Source organism: Actinospineispora spinosispora DSM 44797 (genome assembly GCF_000429025.1).
GTDB lineage: Bacteria > Actinomycetota > Actinomycetes > Mycobacteriales > Pseudonocardiaceae > Pseudonocardia > Pseudonocardia spinosispora.
The window spans coordinates 1-20,315 of record NZ_AUBB01000033.1 but is presented as its reverse complement, the minus strand read 5'-3'; the positions used below and the strand labels follow the sequence as shown (position 1 = coordinate 20,315).

Sequence of the window (20,315 nt, the reverse complement as noted above, 5' to 3'; positions counted from 1 at the left end):
CTCGGATGGCGAAGATCTCCCTAACCGTTTGCGATGAGCTGAAGTATGGGTTAACTTTACGTCGAGGCCTATCTCACAGGGTTCGCCGCGACGTCAGTTCCCAGGGCTGCGCGGGCACGATCGACTTGGTTGCACACGGGCACGTGGACGTCGGCAGCCGAGGATGTGTCGCCAAGCGCGGCACCGATCCGCTACCTGAACCCAGATCAGGCTTCGAGCACACCCGATCGACCTGGTCGTGCCTGCACCGCGCAGCACCAACCAGAGGATGTACCGCAGCGTGACCTGCACCGTTGCCTGGTACCGATCACTCCACCGAAAGCTCTCCCGCTGAAGCGTCGTCCCCACGGTCACCCGTGCGTCGACCTTCACGGACCGCCCTCCCCAGTCCTGGAGTGACTTCACGTGAAGACCGCGATCTCGGCAGGCAGGTGGTGCGCGAGCACCGTCGTGCCGCTGGTGTCGCGCGCGCTGCTGTCACTGTCGTTCGGGAAGGTGCTTGCCGGAGCAGGCCTGGTGTGGATCGCTGCGGCGTTCATCGCCGGCGGTGGCCACGCGCGGATCGCCGAGCCGGCGTCCCACGCCGCGGCCACCGGGGTCACGTTGGCCGCGGCCACGACGGCCGACCTCGGCACCGGCGGCGAAGCGGTCGACGACTCCGGGCTGACCGACTGGACGACCATGTCCGGTGGTGGCCGCCCCACCGCGGCCACCGGAACGGTCAGCGACGTCACCGGCGACGAAGAATTGCCCAGCTGGTCCGACACCCTCGGTCAGCGTCCCGCCGGAAACGGTGGCGGCTATTCCGCCCAGAATTCGGCGACGCGGGAATCGATCGGCGATTCTCCCGATTCTCTGATCGACCCGGTGCTCGAATTCATTCAGGGTGTCGCGCACAAGGTGACCGGTGTGGTGACCTCGTCGGTCTCATCGGCCGCCGACGACGCCACGGCCGACGCGATCCAGGACTTCGTGCCGAGCGACCCCGCCGACCGCCCACGCGTCCGGCAGTCCAGCTCCGCGCCCGCCTCTTCTGGCTCCGGCCACGCCTCACGCACGCGATCGAGTCAGCTCGCCGCCGACGTCTCCGCCGACGTCGACGAGTTCGTGACCGACCAGCTGGCGCGCGCCGGTTCCGGACAGTTCGGGCGGGCCTCGAACACCGGAACCAGCCAGGCGCCCCGGGTGCCGCGGTCCGGACAGGGCGTCGACGAACTGTTCACCTCGGTGGTCGATCTCGCCTCCGGGATCGTGTCCACCGTCGCCGGGCGTGACGCGGGGCAGGCGACCCACCAGGCGCTGTCCAAGGCAGCGGACCAGGTGGAGTCGGCGCTGGCGCGAGGCGCCGCGCTGAACCGGAACCCGAGCAACGCGGGCGCCGGATCCAACGCGGCCCAGTGGGGCGCGACGGACCCCCGCCCGAGCCGCCAGTCGGCCAAGGCACAGGACCCCGACCAGACGCGAGCGGGCAGCGGCGGCGGACACAAGGTGACGGACGGGACGGCAGCAGCCCCGGCAGGGCGCGCCACCGGATGCACCCTCGACAACGGCCGCGCCTGCGAGGCCGCGGCGACTGTGCGTGACGACGTTCTCTCCGCGCTGCGTGGCCGAGGGCCACCGGCGCAGCGCACCGACTCGCACAGCACCACCCATGACGGTCTCGGCAGTGGCAAGAACAGCGGTAGCAGGAACAGCGATCTGGACGAGCGGATCGAGAGCGCGGTAGCGCAGCTCTCTTCGCGGATCACCTCGCTGGTCAAGGATTTCGTGTCGGAGCGCCAGAACACCGGCGCCCCGGCGGGCGGCGAGAACTTGGGCACCGGCCCGACGACCGGCGGCCAGAGCGGTCCCGGACAGGGCAACGCCGGTGGCGCGGCCGGCGGGACCGCCGGTGGCGTGCTGAAGCTCGTCGGCCACGTGTTCTCCGAGGTCGGTCAGCTGCTCCAGCAGATCGGCGGTAAGAGCTCCGGCGCGACCGGCCAGTCCGGTTCGCAGCAGGGCTCCCGTCCGGGCCAGTCCGCGCAGGCCGGCCAGCTCGGCCAGAACGCGCAGGGTGGTCAGTACGCGTCGAACCCGGTGGACCAGCTGACCCAGCAGATCACCCAGGTGGTGCAGAACTGGCTGGTCAGCAATGGCCTCACCGGCTCGGCCCGCCAGCCGGCGCCTTCGGCTCAGAGCCAGGCCCAGGCCCCGGCAGTGAGCACCGGCCGTCGGCCGTCGGCGGCCCAGACGTCGCCCCAGGACAGCGAGCAGCCGCTGCCGGTCGTGACCGGGTCCGGTCCGGGCCGTCCCACCGGAACATCGAACGGCGCCGCCACCCCCCGCGTGCCTGCCGGGCAGGGCGTCGACGAGCTGTTCGGCTCGGTGGTCGATCTGGCCTCGGGCGTCGTCTCCACGGTCGCCGGACGCGAGGCCGGGCAGCGGACCCACCAGGTCCTGTCCCAGGCCGCGGACGAGATACAGTCCGCGCTGGTCAAGGGCGCCGCACTGAACCGGGGCCAGAGCGGCACCGGCACCAATACCTCCGGGTGGGCGACGACCACCCCCCGGGTCGCCCACCCGGAGGCCGCGAGGCAGGGCGACCGTGGGGACGGTGACGGCGGCCGTGGGCCGGCCGCCGGCACCGTCCCCACCACCCGCGGCGTCACCGGGTGCGACGCCGACGGCGGCCGGTCCTGCGACCTGGCGAGCAAGGTGACCGACAGCGTGTACTCGGCGTTGCGCGGCCGGGGGCCTCCGGCGTCGGCGGAGGACTCACGCAACAACAGTGGTGACGGTTCGAACGGTCGCGCGGTGCGGCTGGTCGGCCAGGTTTCCTCCCAGGTGGGCCAGTTCCTCGACCAGCTCGGCGACAGCATGAGCTCGAGTTCGAACGGCCGACCCAGCAGCGGCCAGAGTGCGCGGGGAAGTGTTCCCCAGCAGCCCGGACAGGATCTCTCCGCCTCGATCACCGAGTCGGTCAACGGCTTCGTACAGGATCTGCTCGGCCGCATCGGTGCGGCACGGCCGACCCAGCAGACCAGCGCCCAGCAGCCGATGGGCCAGCCCGCTCCACGGCCCTCGGCGCCCAGCCTCGACGAGGCGATGTCACGGTTCGTGGACCTGTCGTCCGGGGTGGTGTCGAAGGTCGCCGGCCGCAAGGCGGGGGAGCGGACGCGCGAGAGCCTGAGCGATCTGGCCGACGGGCTGACCGACTCGCTGCGCAAGCCCGCCCGCCAGAGCGGCCAGAGCCATGGGCAGCGCGGCTCGGCCCACGGTTCGGCGAAGGGCTCGATCCAGGAGCCGGTCAACGACTTCATGCAGGACCTGTTCCAGCGGCTCGGCATGGCGGACCCGAAACGGTCGGGCGGCTCCGGCGGCGGTTCCAGCGAGCAGCAGCCCCGGGGCGGGAGCGACCTCGCCCGCTCGATCCGCGAGTCGACGAACGACTTCGTCCAGGACCTCCTCAAGGACCTGGGCATCGGTCAAAGCCAGCGAGGCAGCGGCGGCTCCGGCCAGCAGAGTTCCGGCAACCAGGGCTCCGGCAACCAGGGCTCCGGCGACCAGGGCTCCGGCAACACCGTCGGGAACGGCCCCGGGAACCGAGGCGGGCAGAGTGCCGGGCTCCAGGACTTCGGTCAGGTCCTGTCCGGTGTGGTCGACATGGTGTCCGGTCTGGTGACCGCCACCGCCGGTGAACAGGCAGGCGGGCAGACCCGCGAGATGCTGACCGGTGCGGCACAGGACGTGCTCACCGCGCTCGCCCAGGGCAACCGCGCCGGCAGCGGCGGCGGAAGCGGCTACGGCGGAAACGGCAACCCGGGCATGAGCGGTTCCGGCGGTGGCAAGCAGACCGGCGGCCAGCAGAACGGTGGCGGGCAGTCCTCGCTCGGCGCGGAGCAGGGTCAGTTCGCCGGTACCGAATGCCAGAGCGACGCCGAGTGCGCGCTCGCCGACGGGTCGCTGCGGACCCGCCAGCCCAGCAGCCTGGGTAGCAGGGCGCCGCCGCCGCTGCTGGCCGACGACACGCAGGACACCGACCAGTACCAGCTGGCCTCCTGGTACGACTCCAGCTCCCCGACCGCGACCAACCAGGCGCTCGACGACCACCTCGCGGTGATCAACGGTCAGAAGAGCGTCGACGAGGCCAAGGCGGCACTGGCCAAGGGGTCGATCACCCAGGCCGACTACGACAAGAAGGTCGCCGCCCAGAAGACCCTGCAGACCAAGGCCGACGAGTCGATGGGCCAGCTGTCGGACTACGACAGCCAGCTGATCACCGACACCGTCACCGGCCAGCAGAAGCTCGCGGCGGCGAAGACCGCGCTGGACAAGGACAAGGAACAGCTCGACGCCGGCAAGCTGGACAAGGCGACCTACGACAAGCGCGCCACCGCCTACGCCGCGCAGCAGGACGAGGTCTACGGCCAGACCGAGCAGCTGCGGTGGGAGACCGGCGGCTCGCAGCTGCAGGACCCGAACGCCGGACGCGGCGGCGCCGGGGCGGCCTGCTCGAGCACGGGCGCGTTCGGTGAGTGCGCCACCGTCGCCGAGGACGCCAAGACCGGCAAGACCGAGCAGGACCGCAGCCTGTGCCTGACCGGCATCTCCACCTGCAGCAGCTCCTCGACCGTCGGCGACCGCAAGGCCTCGGCCTCGTGTGACCTGAAGGGCTGCAAGACCACCAGCGAAGCGGGCAAGACGACCGCCGCGACCACCTGTGGCGCCGGCGAGTGCAACACCTCCACGGTCGCCGACTCCCGTGGCACGGACACGTTCTGCCAGGCCAAGGCGGGCTGCACCACGTCGGGCAAGACCCCGACCACGCCGGACGCCGCCGACCTCGCCGCGGGCAAGCAGGAGGGCTCGTCCGAGGCGACCGGGACGTGCACCAAGAACTGCGCGCTGGCCTCGTTCGCGACGAAGTCCGAAGCCGGTTCGGACTGCAACACCTCCAACGGGGTGTGCGACACCAACTCCACCGGGCGCCGCGCCACCGAGACCAAGCCGACCGGAGAGACCGCGGCCGACACGACGCAGCTCGCCGCGAGCAAGACCCCCGCCAACACCCCCGCCGCGAGCACCGAGGCGAGCAAGGACAACGGCGAGGCCTCGAGCAAGGCGCACTGCGCGGCCACCACGGTCGGCTGCGACGTCAGCTCCTCCGTCCGCGCCGGAGGCGTCACCGAGAACGGACAGCGTGGCTGGCTTGCCGACCTGCTCTACGGCGACGACGAGAACACCACTACCTCGCAGCCGGCCGCCCAGGCCTCCGTCCGTTGCGCCCAGGGCGCCACCGGCTGCACCGGCACCACCGAGACCAGCACCGGCGGAAAGACCGAGAAGACCACCACGACCTCGGCCACCCCCGCCGTCGCCGCCGACCCGGAGACCGGTCAGGCCGCGGTCGCGGCCACGCCGGCCAAGACCAACACCGACAATCACGCCCGCTCCGGCAAGGCCGGCTGCGACGTCAAGGGCGGCTCGTGCACCTCGTCCTCCGGCCTCGGCGATGGAGACGACGTCCTGTCCTACAGCAGCGTCGACTGCGACCAGGTCAAGGGCTGCACCGGCAAGGGCACCACCGCCACCACCGCCGAGGTCACCGCGGGTATCGATGGCAAGACCGCGACCCGCAAGACCGACGCCAACCACGAGTGCACCGTCACCGGTACCTCCGGCGGCTGCTCCACCGACGCCAGCTCGACCGCCGTCGACAACGGCACGAACCTCGAGGTGACCCCCACCGTCACGCTGGCCGCCACCACCGCGGGCACCGGCGCCGAGCCGGCCGCGAAGACCGACCCGGTCGCCGAACTGGGCAAGGGCCTCACCGCCTACTCCCGTACCGACTCCACCCTCGAGTGCGGTTCGAAGGACTGCACGACCTCCTCGAAGGGCACCACCTCTGGCGAGGCCTCCGGTGACGTCAAGGGCGTGCGGGACTCGAACGGCACCACGACCTGCGAGGCGCACGGCGTCGGCGGCACCTGCGGTTCGGTCGGCGACACCGAGGTCGCCCACCGCGAGGCCCAGCCCGCCGCGAACGGTAAACCGGCCACCCCGGCCGGCCCGGTGAGCGTCAGTCACGCCGACGCCCAGGTCCGCTGCGAGGACTCCACCCAGTGCGGTGGCAAGTCCTCCGCCGCGACCAGCGCCCGCGACACCGGAATCTCCGAGCACCGCCGGGGCAGCTCCACCACCGCCGACTGCACCGTGCAGGGCGGCGGCTGCCTCGGCCAGGCCAGCTCCGACGCCTCGACCGTCGCCGAGTACGTCCAGCTCGACCCGAAGACCGGCCAGCCGATCAAGGGCCAGCCCACCTCCGGACCCACCTCCACCTCGCGGTCCGCCGCCAGCATCGACTGCCGGACCAGCACCTGCTCGGGCACCGCGCACACCACCTCCGCCGCGTTCGACGGCGCCGTCGCCGACGGAAAGCCCCGCACCTCCGAAGGAACCGTCGACTGCCAGACCGGTTCGGGCAGCTGCCAGGTCCAGACGCTGTCCACCGCCAACACCGGTCCCGGCGCCGCCCGCGCCTACGCCGACGGCGACATCAACACCGCGCGGATGCCCGCCGGTCCGTCCGCCGCCTCCGTGGTCGGCGGCAAGATGACCTGCGAGGGCACCGACTGCACCGGCAAGATCACCGCCACGGTCACCGCAACCGACCCGTCGGTCTCCCCGGACCCGCGCGGCAACCGCAGCGTCGGCACCTGCTCCGGGGTGAGCGGCGGCACCTGCCAGGCCGTCGTCAACGGCGCCGCCTCCTCCGGCCCGGATGCCAACAGCATCGCCCCGATGGTCCAGGAGTCCTCCACCGACAACGCCACCGTCACCTCCACCAACACCGGCGGCACCTCCGACGAGGGCACCAGCGCCACCGGCGGCGGTTCGAGCAACGGCGAGGGCAAGGACGCGCAGGGCAGCACCGCCTCACAGGGCGGCAAGAACCCCTCCGGACAGGGCGGCCAGAACTCCGAGCAGCCGGCCACCGCGCCCGGCTCGTCCGCGAACTCCGGCGGCCCGACCGTCCCCGGCGCCTCCAGCTGGTCCTCGGCATCGGCCACGCTGACCTGCGACGGCTCCGGCCCCTGCAAGGGCACCCCTCGGGGTGTCGCCACCGGCATCGACGGCCCCGACAACCACAACGGCGCGGCCGGATCCCGGGGACCCCCGGAGGCCACCGGGACCACCACCAGCACGTGTGACACCACCGGCAGCGCCTGCCAGGCCGTCTCCAGCTCCTCCTCCGCCTCCGGCCAGGTCGTCGCCGACATCTACACCGAGCAGTACAAGAACGCGGCCACCCAGGCCACCACCCAGGCAACCGAAGCGCGTCAGGCAGCCGACCAGGCCGCCGCGACCGCCGCGCTGCCCGGCGCCACCGCTGAGCAGAAGAAGGCAGCCACCGAGGCGGCCAAGACCGCCGACGACGCGAAGAAGACCGCAACCGCCGCCACCGAGGCAGCGAAGAAGCCGATCCCGGCCGACGCGCTCCCCGCGACCTGGTCGCAGTCCAGCTCGATGGCCCAGTGCACAGGGCCCGGCTGCACCGCCACCACCACCGGCGACACCAGCGGCATCCCCGGCGCCTCACACACCGACGCCACCTGCACCTCCACCTCCAGCGGGTGCGCGGTCACCAGCGACGCCACCGCGACCCTGATGCGCGACTCGGGTCAGCGGACGAAGGCGGACAAGAACGACAAGGACGGGGCCCCGGTCCCTGGCTTCTCCGGCGAGGCGGAGACCGGCTCCAACCTCATCTGCCCCGAAGCGGGCTGCACCGGCAAGGTCACCGGCACGGCCAAGGCCACGGCGGGCCAGGATGGACACAGCAGCACCAGCACCGGCGAGGGCGACACCGCGTGCGACGGCTCCGGCGAGTGCAACGCCGGCATCCGGGCCAGCGTCAGCACCGCCTACAGCGCGCCCGGCGTCACGCAGGACCAGCAGTTCGCCACCACGACCGCGACCATCGCCGCGAGCTGCGACAACGGTACGAAGGCCGGTTGCCCGATCCACGCCACCAGCACGACCGACTCGGTCGGCGCCAAGGGCGTCAAGTCGACGACCACCGCGACCTGCGAGGGCGGCGCCGGCTGCATGACCGGCACCAGCGGAACCGCCACGCCGGACATGTCGCAGGTCAGCTTCCAGTGCGGCGGCGCCGGCGGCTGCAAGGCGATCAGCGAGGGCAAGGCCGAGGCGGGCAAGGCCAAGGCGAACGCGGCCAACGACTGCACGGTCGGGGCGAACGGCCAGTGCGCCGGCAGCGTCCAGGTCGGCGCCTCGGCGGACGGCAGCGCACTCGCCGGAGCGTCCTGCCAGGGCACCAAGGGCGCGCAGTGCCACTACAGCTACGAGGCCTCCACGTCCGACTCGGCGTCCAGCGGCGGCGCGAAGGCCAACGCGAACGCGCACGGCTCGAAGTCCGGCGAGATGGGTGGCGGCGCCGTCCAGGTCATGGCCAAGACCGTCGCCAAGGACGGCACCGCGCAGGCGGCGGCCTCCTGCCAGGGCACCGAGGGCACCGACTGCAGCTACCACTTCGAGGCCTCCGCGTCCTCCCGCTCGTCCGACCCCTCCTCCAAGGCATGGGCGAAGGCGGACGCGCACGGCTCCGAGGACGGGAAGATGGGCGGTGGCGCCGTCCAGGTCATGGCGTCGACCTACGCCAAGGGCGCCGACGCGCAGGCGCAGTCGACCTGCGTCGGCGCGAAGAACTGCTCCTCGACCTACTCCGCGCACGCCGAGGAGCACGACCGGGCCGACCAGACCGCGAACGCCAAGCAGCCCGACATGCCGAGCGGCTACTGGTCGGCCAACGGCGCGGGCACCTGCTCGGGCAGCGGCAAGGGCGGCTGCGGTGTCCACGCCTGGGCCCAGGCCGGCCCGGGTGGCAGTGGTGGCGCCAGCTGCTCCGGCGACTGCTCGGGGTTCCAACTGGAGCAGTCCGGTAACTCGTTCACCCAGACCGGCCCGTCCTGGAACCAGATCCAGGCCGCGCGCGCCGCCGCCGCCGCGCGCGCCGCGCACCAGGTCAAGAACCTCGACGAGTTCATGGGCGGGCTCAAGGACGGCGAGTCCGCCATCGGCTACAAGAAGACCAAAGACGGCTACGACATCTACACCAAGGAGGGCGACGGCCCGGTCAAGATCGACAAGTGCTCGGCGGCCGACTGCGCTCCCGGCAAGAAGATCGAAGGCGGCGGCGGCCAGATCGTCATCCCACAGACCGGCAACCCGGAGACCAGCCGCCACACGACCGAAGGACAGGGCGACCACAAGTGCGACGCCAGCGTCGGCTGCGCGCTCTCCGGCGACGACAAGGGCAAGGGCGACGGCAAGTACTGGATCGAGGGCGACGGCAACGTCACCGACGGCATCACCGCCTCCACGCTGCACTACCAGGACTCCAAGCCGGCCGGTAACTACCCGGCGAACCGCAACGAGGGCAGCTTCGGCAACACCCAGGGCAAGCCGTTCACCTTCACCTGCAACGGCGGCTGCCAGGGCACGGTCAGCAACTACGACCTCGGCAAGGGCAAGTTCACCGACAAGATCGACATCCAGGACACCTCGAACCTGCTCGTCGGCCGGGACGGCCTTGGCAACCTCGGCAACTACTCCCACTACGGCCCGGGCACCATCACGCTCGAGGGCCGCGACCACAAGATGATGGAGCCGATCAAGTCCGACACGACCGACGGGCTGACCCCGGAGAAGTGGGCCGACGTCACCACGAAGTACGGCTACACCCCGTGGGACGTGCCGACGCTGAAGAAGGTCCTGGGCAAGGGCGACACCCTCACCGGATTCGTGCCCGACGGCCACGGCGGCATCTCGATCGTCACGAAGGACGCCGACGGCGAGGTCCAGAGCCGGCCGTGCGGCGCCGACGAGTGCACGGGTGGCAAGCCGCCGATCGCCGGCGGCGGCAACGGGACCGTCGAGTTCGGCGCGAACGGCGACGGCACCGTCACCCAGCCCTCGGTGGACGGCAAGGACAAGAGCACCTGCACGTCGAACAGCACGTGCGGTATCGCCGCCACCGAGGACGGCAGCGGCATGTGGTGGATGAACGGCAACGGCAACGTCCACGACGGTGCCTCGCGCTCGGTGGTCACCTACTCCGGCCAGGACAAGAACACGGCCAACGGCGGCACCCTCGCCAACCACTCCGACCAGACGTTCAGCGCCAGCTGCGCCCAGGGTTGCACCGCCGACGTCGGGTTCGCCGCCAAGCCCGGCGACAAGCTCGACCACTTCGACCTCAACGACGCCGCCGGCGTCCAGATCACCGCGCGCGACGCCGACGGCCACGCGGGAGTCATCAAGTGGGCCGGCAAGGGCCATTTCCAGAGCGTCGAGGGCGACAAGGTCTGGGCCGACCAGAAGAAGGCGGCCTGGAACCCCGACGAGGAGACCAAGCAGTCCTCCGACAACGCCACCCTGATCATCACCCGCGACGCCGCCGGCAACCCCGGCTACTACGCCCTCCCGACCGGCCAGTCAGGCCGGATCGAGACCAAGGAGGGCTACGTGGTGGACAACCGCCACAACGACCACGTCGACCAGAGCGACTACAGCCCCGAGGACGCCTACAACTACGAGCACATGGGCGACGTGCTCAAGGTGATCACGCCGAATGGTGATGGCAAGGGCGGAACCCTGGAGTGCGGCGGGGACTGCACGGTCAGCGGGCCGGGCCTGCCCGCCCAGAACACCCCGTGCGCGAACTGCCACTGGGTCGAGCACCTGGCCACCGGCGAGGGCCCGCACCCCGGCGGCTACCGCGAGATCACCAACCTCGGTGAGAAGAAGACCTGGTACACCCCGACCGGCGACGCACAGACCTGCGACGGCTGCTCGTTCACCCAGTACAACCGGGACAAGGACGGCAACGGCGGCGGCGCGATCTGCACGGGCATCGTCAGCGGCGTGAACGCCGGGACGGCGTGCTCCGGCAGGAGCCGGGAGGGCACTGAGGTGTCCGATCCGCAAGGTACCCGTCTGCTCTACGCCAACGCCGACGGCACCCACACAGGGTGGTCCTGCCAGAGCAACTCCGACTCCTGCGGCTCCGATCCGAAGAACCTGCGCTTCGACTGGGGCCCCGGCTACACGCCCAACGACTACTGGGCGCTGGCGATGGACGGCGGCTTCAGACGGCCGCCGACGGGCTCCCCGATCGACAAATCGATGGCCAACGACCTGGGCCTCAAGCCGGGGGACGCGCTGCCGGCCCTGGACGCGGACGCCCTGGCCCGGATGAAGGCCGAGGACGCCAAGAACGGCACGAACTACGCCGACGAGTACGCGATGAACCTGCCCAAGCTCACCTCTGGGCAGCAGGACTCGATGGCCTTCGAGTACCTGAACCAGCAGAGCACCGACCGGCGCCTGCAGAACAAGTACGGCGACATCTACACCACGAAGATCAAGCCGGTCATGGACGCCTACCGGAACGCCAAGTCCGACGGCGTGCTCACCGGCGCGGAGAAGACCGACCTGGACAAGAAGTTCGACTCCCTCGACGGCATCGACCCGGGCCTGGTCTACGAGTGGTCCGCCGCGCGCGGCGTCATCGACGGGGTCGCCGACGCCAACTACGTCCGGCCGGACATCAACAAGACGAAGGCCGACATGGCCGGGAACCCGAAGCTGGTCAACGAGCTGGCCGGTCCCGCGAAGCCGGGTGACACCCGCGCGCCGATCGACCGCGCGCTGGACAACGTCAAGGGCGCTCTCGGCGTCGACGACAAGGGCAACCCGAACGCTCCGTACAACACGAGCCAGAACTCGATGCTGAGCCTGCGGCCCATCCAGACCCAGCTGGACACCATGAACGCCAGTTATGCGCGCGACGTCGCCGACTTCAACTCCCGCGCCCTCGCGTTCCAGCGCAACGGTGGCAGCGAGGCAACGCGCGAGAAGCTCAATGCCGAGCAGCAGACGCTCGACGCCCGATCGGACCAGATCACCAACAGCAGGGCGCTGCTCAACGCGGCGACCGAGAAGATCCAGGGCTCGAACAAGGACCCGGAGAAGGACGCCAAGCAGGCCACGCTGCGCACGCTGGACGAGAAGTTCGGCCGGGGCAGCGGCGACACACACTGGTCCGATCGGATCACCGCCGCCAACTCCCAGCTGAGCGACGTCACGGACCTCTACAACAGCCTCGACCAGAACGACCCGCAACAGAAGAAGTGGGCCGAGAAGCTGGGGATGGCCAAGAGCCTCAGCTCGCTCAACTACACCGCGGTCACCCGCAACATGACCGAGCGCGCACCCGGCAACCCGATCGACCGTCTCGAGCTGCCCTCGACCGGCAAGCAGGACCTGCTGTTCGCACTGACCTCGGCGAAGAACCGTCCCGGCTACCAGAACTGGACCGAGGACGACCTCTCCGAACAGTTCAAGAAGTGGTCGCCCGACGAGCTGGCCCAGCAGGCGTCGCAGATGTCGGCCAAGGAATACCAGCAGAGCATCCGAGGCCGGGCCCTGACCTACGACGAGAGCCCGGACCGGGAGGTCAACAAGAAGGCGGCCGACTCCATCCGCAGGCTCGGTGGCGCCGACGGCCAGGTCGACGCCGAGCGGATGCTCTACCGCAAGGGCAGTGGGGACGACTGGGTCCCGACGATGCTCTACCGGGTCCGGGACGCCGACGGCAACGTCCTCGGCTGGATCGACGCCGACGGGTCGAAGTACACCTCGCTGGACGACTACAAGAACCAGAACTCGATGGCCGAGGACTCGGACCTCATCACCAGGGAGAACTGGGATAAGCCCGACAGTCCACTGAAGATGACCTCGGCGCACTACACGTCGCCGGTGGAGAAGGCGATGGACTACGTCATCGCCCCTGCCATGATCATCGGCGGGACCATCGCGACCTTCACCGGCGTGGGTGCCGTGGTAGGCGTGCCACTGATCGCGGGCGGAACGACCTGGTTCGTGGGCAAGGCCGGCATCAACATCTACGAGCGAAGCCAGCACTGGCAGTCGAACAGCTGGAGCAACCCGGCCGCCGCCGCCGACTACATCTCCCTCGGCGCCACCGCGCTGGTCGGCGCCGGTGCGTTCCTGCGGCCCGCCGCGGTGGGCGCATCGCTCGGGGTCAGAGCCGCGGCCGCGGCGCCGGGTGTCATCGGTATGTCAGCGTTCACCGGCATGTACGGCGCCAACCTCGGCACCACGCTGATCAACTGGCAGACGATGACCCCCGCCCAGCAGGACGAGGCGATCGCCGGCCTGGTCAGCGGCGGTCTGATGCTGGCCTCGCCAGCCGTGGGCAAGGGCCTGCGGGGTGGCCTGGAGTCGGGCCGGGTCCCCGGCGGGCTGTTCGGGATCCGGGACGGCAGCCCGATGCGTCCGATGGTCGACACGAGCGTCAGCCGTCCCGCGATCGACATCCTCGGTGACGTCATGCGCCCGGGCCGCCCGGTGCCGCTGCGCGATGTCCTGAACCACACCGGGCTGACCGAGGGCGCGGTCCGCAACGCGGTCGGCAGCGGCCGGGGCGGTTCCAACCCCCGGTTCCGGCTGACCGAGGACAGCTCCGGCAACGTCCTGCTCGACCCGGGTGGCCGCGTCCGGCCGGGGGCCGAGGGACTCCGCATCCGCGACATCGTCAGCCGCCAGGGCGTCAGCGACGGCAACGGCGGCAAGACCATGACCATCGACCAGGTCAGGGCCGAGCTGGAGCACCAGGGCGTGCGGGTGCCCGACGACGCCGCGATCTCCCGCATGATGGGCCGCATCGACGGCGCCTCGACCAGCGGCCGCGGTTCGGACATGGTCGTCTCGGCCCGGGCGGCCGAAGGCACATTCCGCACCGTCGCCGACCAGGCTCCGGTGCGGCCCGCCGAGACCGGCGCCCCCGAGACCGGCGCGACCCAGGGTGGTCGTCCCGGCGACGTGACCGGTGCTTCCGAGACCGGCGGCTCCGGCGCGACCCAGGGTGGTCGCCCCGGCGACGCCACCGGAACGCCGGCTCCGGTCGCCTCCCCGGCTTCGAGCACCGGCACCGGCACCGGGTCCGGCCCGGTCGCGGGCGGCACGACCGGTTCCGCCACCTCGGGCACCGGCGCCGCCGCTCAGGGCTCGGGTCAGCAGGGTTCGGGTCAGCAGGGCAGCGGAACCCAGGGCGCCGGTTCCCAGGGCAGCGGAACCCAGGGGACGGGTTCCCAGGGCTCCGGCGCCCCAGGCTCCGGCTCGGTCGTCACCGGCTCCGGCGAGGCGCCCACCAACATCACCCTCGCCTACCGCATCACCGAGACCACCGGCCCGAACGGGCCGGTCTACATCATCACCCCGATCACCCCGGGCACGGGCGGCACGGGCGGTTCGGGCGGGGGCGGCTCGGGCACCTCGGGTCCTGTGGGGCCGAGCGCGCCCGGCAGGCCGTCCGCCACCCCGACGTCGAACCCGGCCACCGGCAACCCGACGGCGGGCACCCCGGGCGCCACCGCCACGTCCGGCAGCAACCCCTCCGGGGTCGTTGTCGGTGAGCTGACCGGCAACCCGGGTGGCCTCGGCGCCCCCTCGGCGCCCAGCGGAACGGTCCTCGTCAGGGGCGGCAGCGGCGGCGGACACTCGCCGAGCGCGCCGAGCCAGGACCCGGCGGCGCCGACCGCCCCGACCAGCCCGACCGGTCCCGGCGGACAGCGTGCCGGTGGCGGCGGCAACGGCTCCGACGGCGGAACCGTGCTGGCCGACCTTCCCGGCGGCCGGTCCGGCATCGGCCGCCCCGCGGGGACGTCCCAGAAGCCCAACTCGGCTCAACCGGAGCCGACCAGCCCCCTGGAGTACTCGCCGAGCCACGGCCCCCCGGGCGGAAAGAACTCCACCACCACGACCAAGCCCACGAGCGAGGAGGCACCGCCGGCACCGAGCACCAAGCCAGAACGTCCCGTTAACCGCCCGGACGAGCAGTCCGGCGGCCCCAAGAACGACGCCGAGCCACCCCTCGGACCGGACAAGAAGTGCGCCTGCGAGTTCTTCGACCGCGCCAGCGCGGAGAAGCCGCAGAACGTCGATCCGGACCAGGTACGCCCGGCGACCAAGGAAGACCAGAACACCTCCACGCAGCAGAAGAAGGTGGAGGACACCTTCGACGGTCACACCGAGAAGGGCACCGCTGCCGAACTCGACCAGAAGATGGCCGACGCGGCACCCGGCACCCGGTTCGCGGTGTGGATCAAGGGGACCGGTGACAACGCCGGCCACATGATCTTCGGCTGGAAGAACGCCGAGACCGGCAAGGTCGAGTTCTTCGACGGTCACCGCCCGGTGTCGAACAAGGCACCGGAGAACACCCGAGGCTTCACCGAGCTCGGCGCCGGCAAGCGCGACAACGCGCCGAACATGGCCGACGAGATAGGTGAGTACGTCGGAGCGCAGCACGGTAGGCCGATCGAGCGCGGCGGCTCCGGTGAGGAAGGCCGCAAGGCGCAGGAGGGCACGCGTGCCCAGCCGACGCGCAAGGGTCTGCCCGGCCCGAGCGAGCTGCCCGCTGGCCTGAAGCCGGCCAGCTCCTCCGAGAGCTCCGGCGGCACGACGGCCCAGATGCCCGGCCGCGGCGCCACCGAGGTGGGCGGCAAGCCGTCGAGCGCGAGCGCCCCCGGTGGGAAGACGGTCGAGCCGGCCGGCACGCCGACCGCGGGGAAGGACGTCACACCGGTCGCCTCGAAGCAGCCCTCCAAGTTCCGTGCGGCCCTGACCCGGGTAGGCCGTCAGATCGCCGCGGTCGTCGCCGCGATCGGCCTCGTGTTCGGCGGTGTCGCCGCGCCGCACGAGGCAGGTGCCCAGACCGGTGGTGGTCGCCCGGTCGCGGCGGCCGGCCAGCACGCCGGCGCCGAACGCCCCACCGGTGCCCGGCACGGCGACCAGCCCACTGGCCGGGACGGCGGCGTCAAGCCCGGAGAGCAGCGGCCCGGCGAGGCGCCCGGTCAGTCCCCCGAGCGGCCCTCCGGCCAGGCGCCGGAGCAGACCCTGGTCCAGCAGCGGCCCGCGACGGACGGTCCGCAGACCGGCCGTACCGGTGGCGCTCCCGGTCAGAACCAACCGGCCCCGCCGTCGGCGCCGATCACCGCCCCGGTGCTGACCGTCCCGTTCTTCGACGTCCGGGTCATCTGGGAGTTCGGCCGCATCACCCGCGACTTCGGTGGCCGGGGCGTCAACAACCCCGCGCTGAACCGGATCCTCCGGTCGCCGCAGGGCATGTCGCACGCGACCTTCGTGATCCTCAACGCGCTGGACCGCCACGTCACCCTCGAGCGTAACCCGAACAACGGGTCGTTCCAGTTCGTCGAGCGCACGCCGAACAAGATCGAGGCCTGGGCGCAGAACAAGATCCAGACGGCCTGGAGGAACCAGGTCCCCACCGCCCGCGCGGAGCGCAATGCCCCGGCGATCGAACAGGCGCAGCGCGATCACGCGTACTGGACCGGCGTGGCCGAGCGGGCCACCGCCATGGCGAAGGGCATCCGCGCGGGAGCCCAGGGCCTGCTGGGCAGGGCCAACCGACCGGTCGACAAGAAGGGCCCGGGCCGCCACCAGCAGCACAGCTGGAAGAAGGAGGCCGCGAAGGTCCAGAGCCAGATCAACGAGCTGGAGGCGGAGGCCGCGCACGCCCGTGACCAGGCCGCCGCTGCCGCCGCCGAGCTGAAGCGACTCGGCCCGACACCTCAGGAAGTCGCGGCCGCGCAGCAGGCGGAGGCCAAGAACCACCAGACGTTGTGGCAGATCGTCTGGAACTGGGTGAACAGCCGCACCGGCTGGATCTCGGTCGGGACCGGCGTCGTGTTCACCGGCGCCGTGATCGGTGCGGTGGCGTGGCCGGTCGCGTTGCCGGCCATCGCGGCGATGGTGGCCTTCCAGGTGCGCGGCACGCTGAACACGGCCAAGCCGTGGCTGTCGAACAACAAGTGGGTGCAGCGCATCACGATGACCACCATCGTGGTGACGCTGACGGTGAACCTGCCGCTGCACATCCGGGGCACCATGGACGCCGCGAGCACCGGGCTCAACCGGTGGATCGCCGCGCTGTTCGGCGTCGGTGACGTCACCACGTTGACCGGCGCGCTCGTGGCGATGGTCGCGCTGTGGTCGGCGAAGGACATCAGCACGATCGTCGCCAACAAGTTCTGGGCGAAGGTCACCGCCCGGGCCGGTCTCGTCGGCGCACTGGCGACGCTCGCCTCGATCCCACTGCTGGTCATCGGCACGATCGTCGCGCCGGACTCCATCCAGACGATCAACCTGCTGGTCTACGGGCTGACGGTCGGCACGTTCTTCGGCTTCGGTGGCGAGGCCGCGTACACGCTGGGTGAGAAGGCCTGGACGATGTTCGGCGGCAGTGCGTTCGCCAAGGGCCTGACGAAGTTCGTCACGGTGTTCTCTGCCGCGACGATCGCCGCCTACGGCATGCTCTACCAGCTGCACAGCCTGCCGACGCTGCTCATCGCCACCGGTGCGCTGGCCGTCGGCCTCGGCGCCCACTGGTTCGCCGTCCAGCCCGCTCGGGCCGTCCGGGTCCTCGGCAGGGTCGTGGTGGTCGTCGTGACGGCCGGAGCGTTCTGGCTCCTTCTCGGAGGCGTCGCCGACGCCGCCGCGCTGAGCACTTCCTCCGGTGGGCCCGGCCTGTTGGCGATGCTGGGTGGCGGCACGGCGCAGGCGGTCATGATCGGTCTGACCTCGGTGATCGCGGCGTTGCCGTTGCTGAGTGCGCTGCGGTCGTGGATTCAGGTGCGTGGCCCGCCGGCGCTCGACTGGTTGCGTGCCGCGGTGGACGCCGTGGCTGTGAGCGGGCCGGTGGTTGCGGTCCGTGTGTGGTTGGCGCAGACGCAGTCGGGTCTGGAGCTTGTCCTCGGTGTCCGTCCGGCGCCGTTGAAGACGCTGGTGGTGGCGTTCAAGTGGTTGGTCAGCCCGGTCGGTTTGTCGTCCCTGGGTACCGCTGCTGGGCTTGTCGGCAGTTACTTGATCGTCGATGCGCATCCGTTGCCGGGCTGGGTGGGCATGATCGCGTTCGCGGTGCGCGGGTTGGTCAACTGGTTGCCGGTCAGCTCGTGGTTCGCCGAGAGTTTCCTGTTGAAGGACAAGGCGGATGGCACGCACACGTGGTTGAAGTCGGTGCTCAACACCGTGCGCCCGATCACCCAGTTGATCAACATCAACCTGTTGGTGCTGGGGATGTTGCCGTTGGCGTTCTGGAGCATCGACTACCAGGTCAACCTGATGTTCGTCATCGCCAACGCCGGTTTCGTGGTCATCGGGGTTCCGGCGGCGATCGCGTCGTGGAACGGCAAGCAGAACCCGGCCGAGGCCTCCAAGGTCTGGGGTCACGTGGTGCGGTGGTCGGCGATCGTGGCGTTCGGCGCGGTGATCGTGTCGATCCCGTTGATGGGTATTCAGCTGACCGAGCCGCAGTGGCACCTGGCGCCGACGCAGTTCCTGCTGATCTGGAGCACCTATCTGGGGTGGATGGGTGAGTCGGTGTTCGAGATCTGGCACGACTTCGCCGCGAAACGAGCCGTCAAGAAGGGCACCACTCACGCGGTGCCGATGACACAGAAGCGGTTCTGGGCGAAGGCGTCCGCCGTGTCGCTGGTGGTCTACGGGATCGTCTACCTGCTGGGCAACACCCCCGTTCTGGTCGGTACGAGCGCCGCGCTGGTGAGTGTGACGGCGTTGTTGATGTGGGTGATCAACCGCAACGCGCCCCCGGCCAGCAAGGTCACCTTCACCAGGGCGTTGAAGGCTCTCGGCTCGCCGATCGGGCGGACCGCGATCGGCTACACGGTCGCGGCGACGGCGGTGGCGGTGGCGATCGCCGTCGGGCCGATCCCGGGTTACGTGGCGGTGGCCGGGTTCATCGCCTTCGCGGTGCGGGGCACGGTGAACCTGCTCAACGTCTGGTTCCCGAACATGCCCCGCTGGGTCAAGGCGGGGCTGGCCGCAGTGGTCGCGCTGTCGTGGTTGGTGAACCTCACGCTGCACCTGCCGGCCGCGTTCGCCGCGGGTGGTTTGCCGGCACTGATCAATGGGCTGTTCTCGGCTGCTGATGTCCTGTTCCTCGTCACGGCGTTGCCGACGGCGCTGAACCTGCTGGTCAAGGCGCGTGCTCCGGACAACCAGGCGACCCGCTGGGCCACCTGGCTCGCGTTCCCGACCATCACCGTCGCCGCCGGGCTGCTCGCGGTGCAGCTAGGGTTCCTGACCGGCCCGTGGGTCGCGGTGCTCCCCATCGCGGCCTTGACCGCCGGGTTCGTCTACCTCACCCAGACCAAGCTGGCGGCCACCCCACTCGGGTCCAAGGCCATGGGGGCATGGACGTGGTGGGCGGGTGCCCGCTTCCTCCCCACCGCACTGGTGACCGCCAACATGGCACTGGCCGGCTACGGGCTGTTGCGCCTGTGGCTCGAGCACCGTGCGGCGGCGTTCCCGACCACGCTCGCCCTCGCCGTCGTCGCGGGCGCGCACTGGTTCGCCGTTCAGCCGGCCAAGGCCGCCCGAATCCTCGGCAGGGTCGCGGTGGTCGTGGTGACGGCCGGGGTGTTCTGGGTACTGATGGCGGGCACTGCGCACGCCGCGATGTCGGGACCGGGCCCGGTCGCGGCGGGCCTGTCGGCAATGCTGAGCGGCGGCACGGCGCACGCGATCATGATCGGCCTGACGTCGGCCCTCGCGGCGCTGCCGCTGATCAGCGCACTGCGGTCGTGGATTCAGCTGCGTGGCCCGCCGGCGCTAGACCGGATGCGTGCCGCGGCCGATGCCGCGGCCATGAGCCGGCCGCTGGCCGCTGCCCGTGTGTGGCTGGCGGAGACGCTGTCCGGTCTTGCACTCGTCCTCGGTGCCCGACCCGCCCTGCTCCAGATGGCCGTGACCGCAGCGTCGACGTCGACAGCCGCACCGGCGGTCTCGGCGCCGCGCAGGGTCTGGAACTGGATCAACAGCCGCACCGGCTGGGTCTCGATGGCGACCGGAGCGGTGTTCGGGGCGGCGGTGGTGGGTGCGGTGATCTGGCCGGTGGCGTTGCCGGCGATCGCGGCGATGGTGGCGTTCCAGGTGCGGGGGACGTTGAACGCGGTCAAGCCGTGGCTTTCGAGCAATAAGTGGGTTCAGCGTGTGTTGTTGAGCGCGTTGGTTGTGACGTTGACGGTGAATCTGCCGTTGCACATCCGGGGCACTCTGGATCCGGCGTCGAGTGCGACTTATCGGTGGATCGCGGCGTTGTTCGGGGTTGGTGACGTCACCACGTTGACTGGGACGTTGGTGTTGTTCGTCTTGGTCTGGGCGGTCAGCAATCCCGGCACGGTGTC

1 protein-coding gene is annotated in these 20,315 nt (G+C 70.9%); it reads left to right on the top strand.

The genetic code is table 11. The features are described 5' to 3' along the window. Window positions 1–405: 405 nt before the first annotated feature. A partial coding sequence (locus tag G406_RS47350) for a hypothetical protein (RefSeq protein WP_037076970.1) occupies window positions 406–20,315 on the top strand: 19,910 nt, incomplete at its 3' end.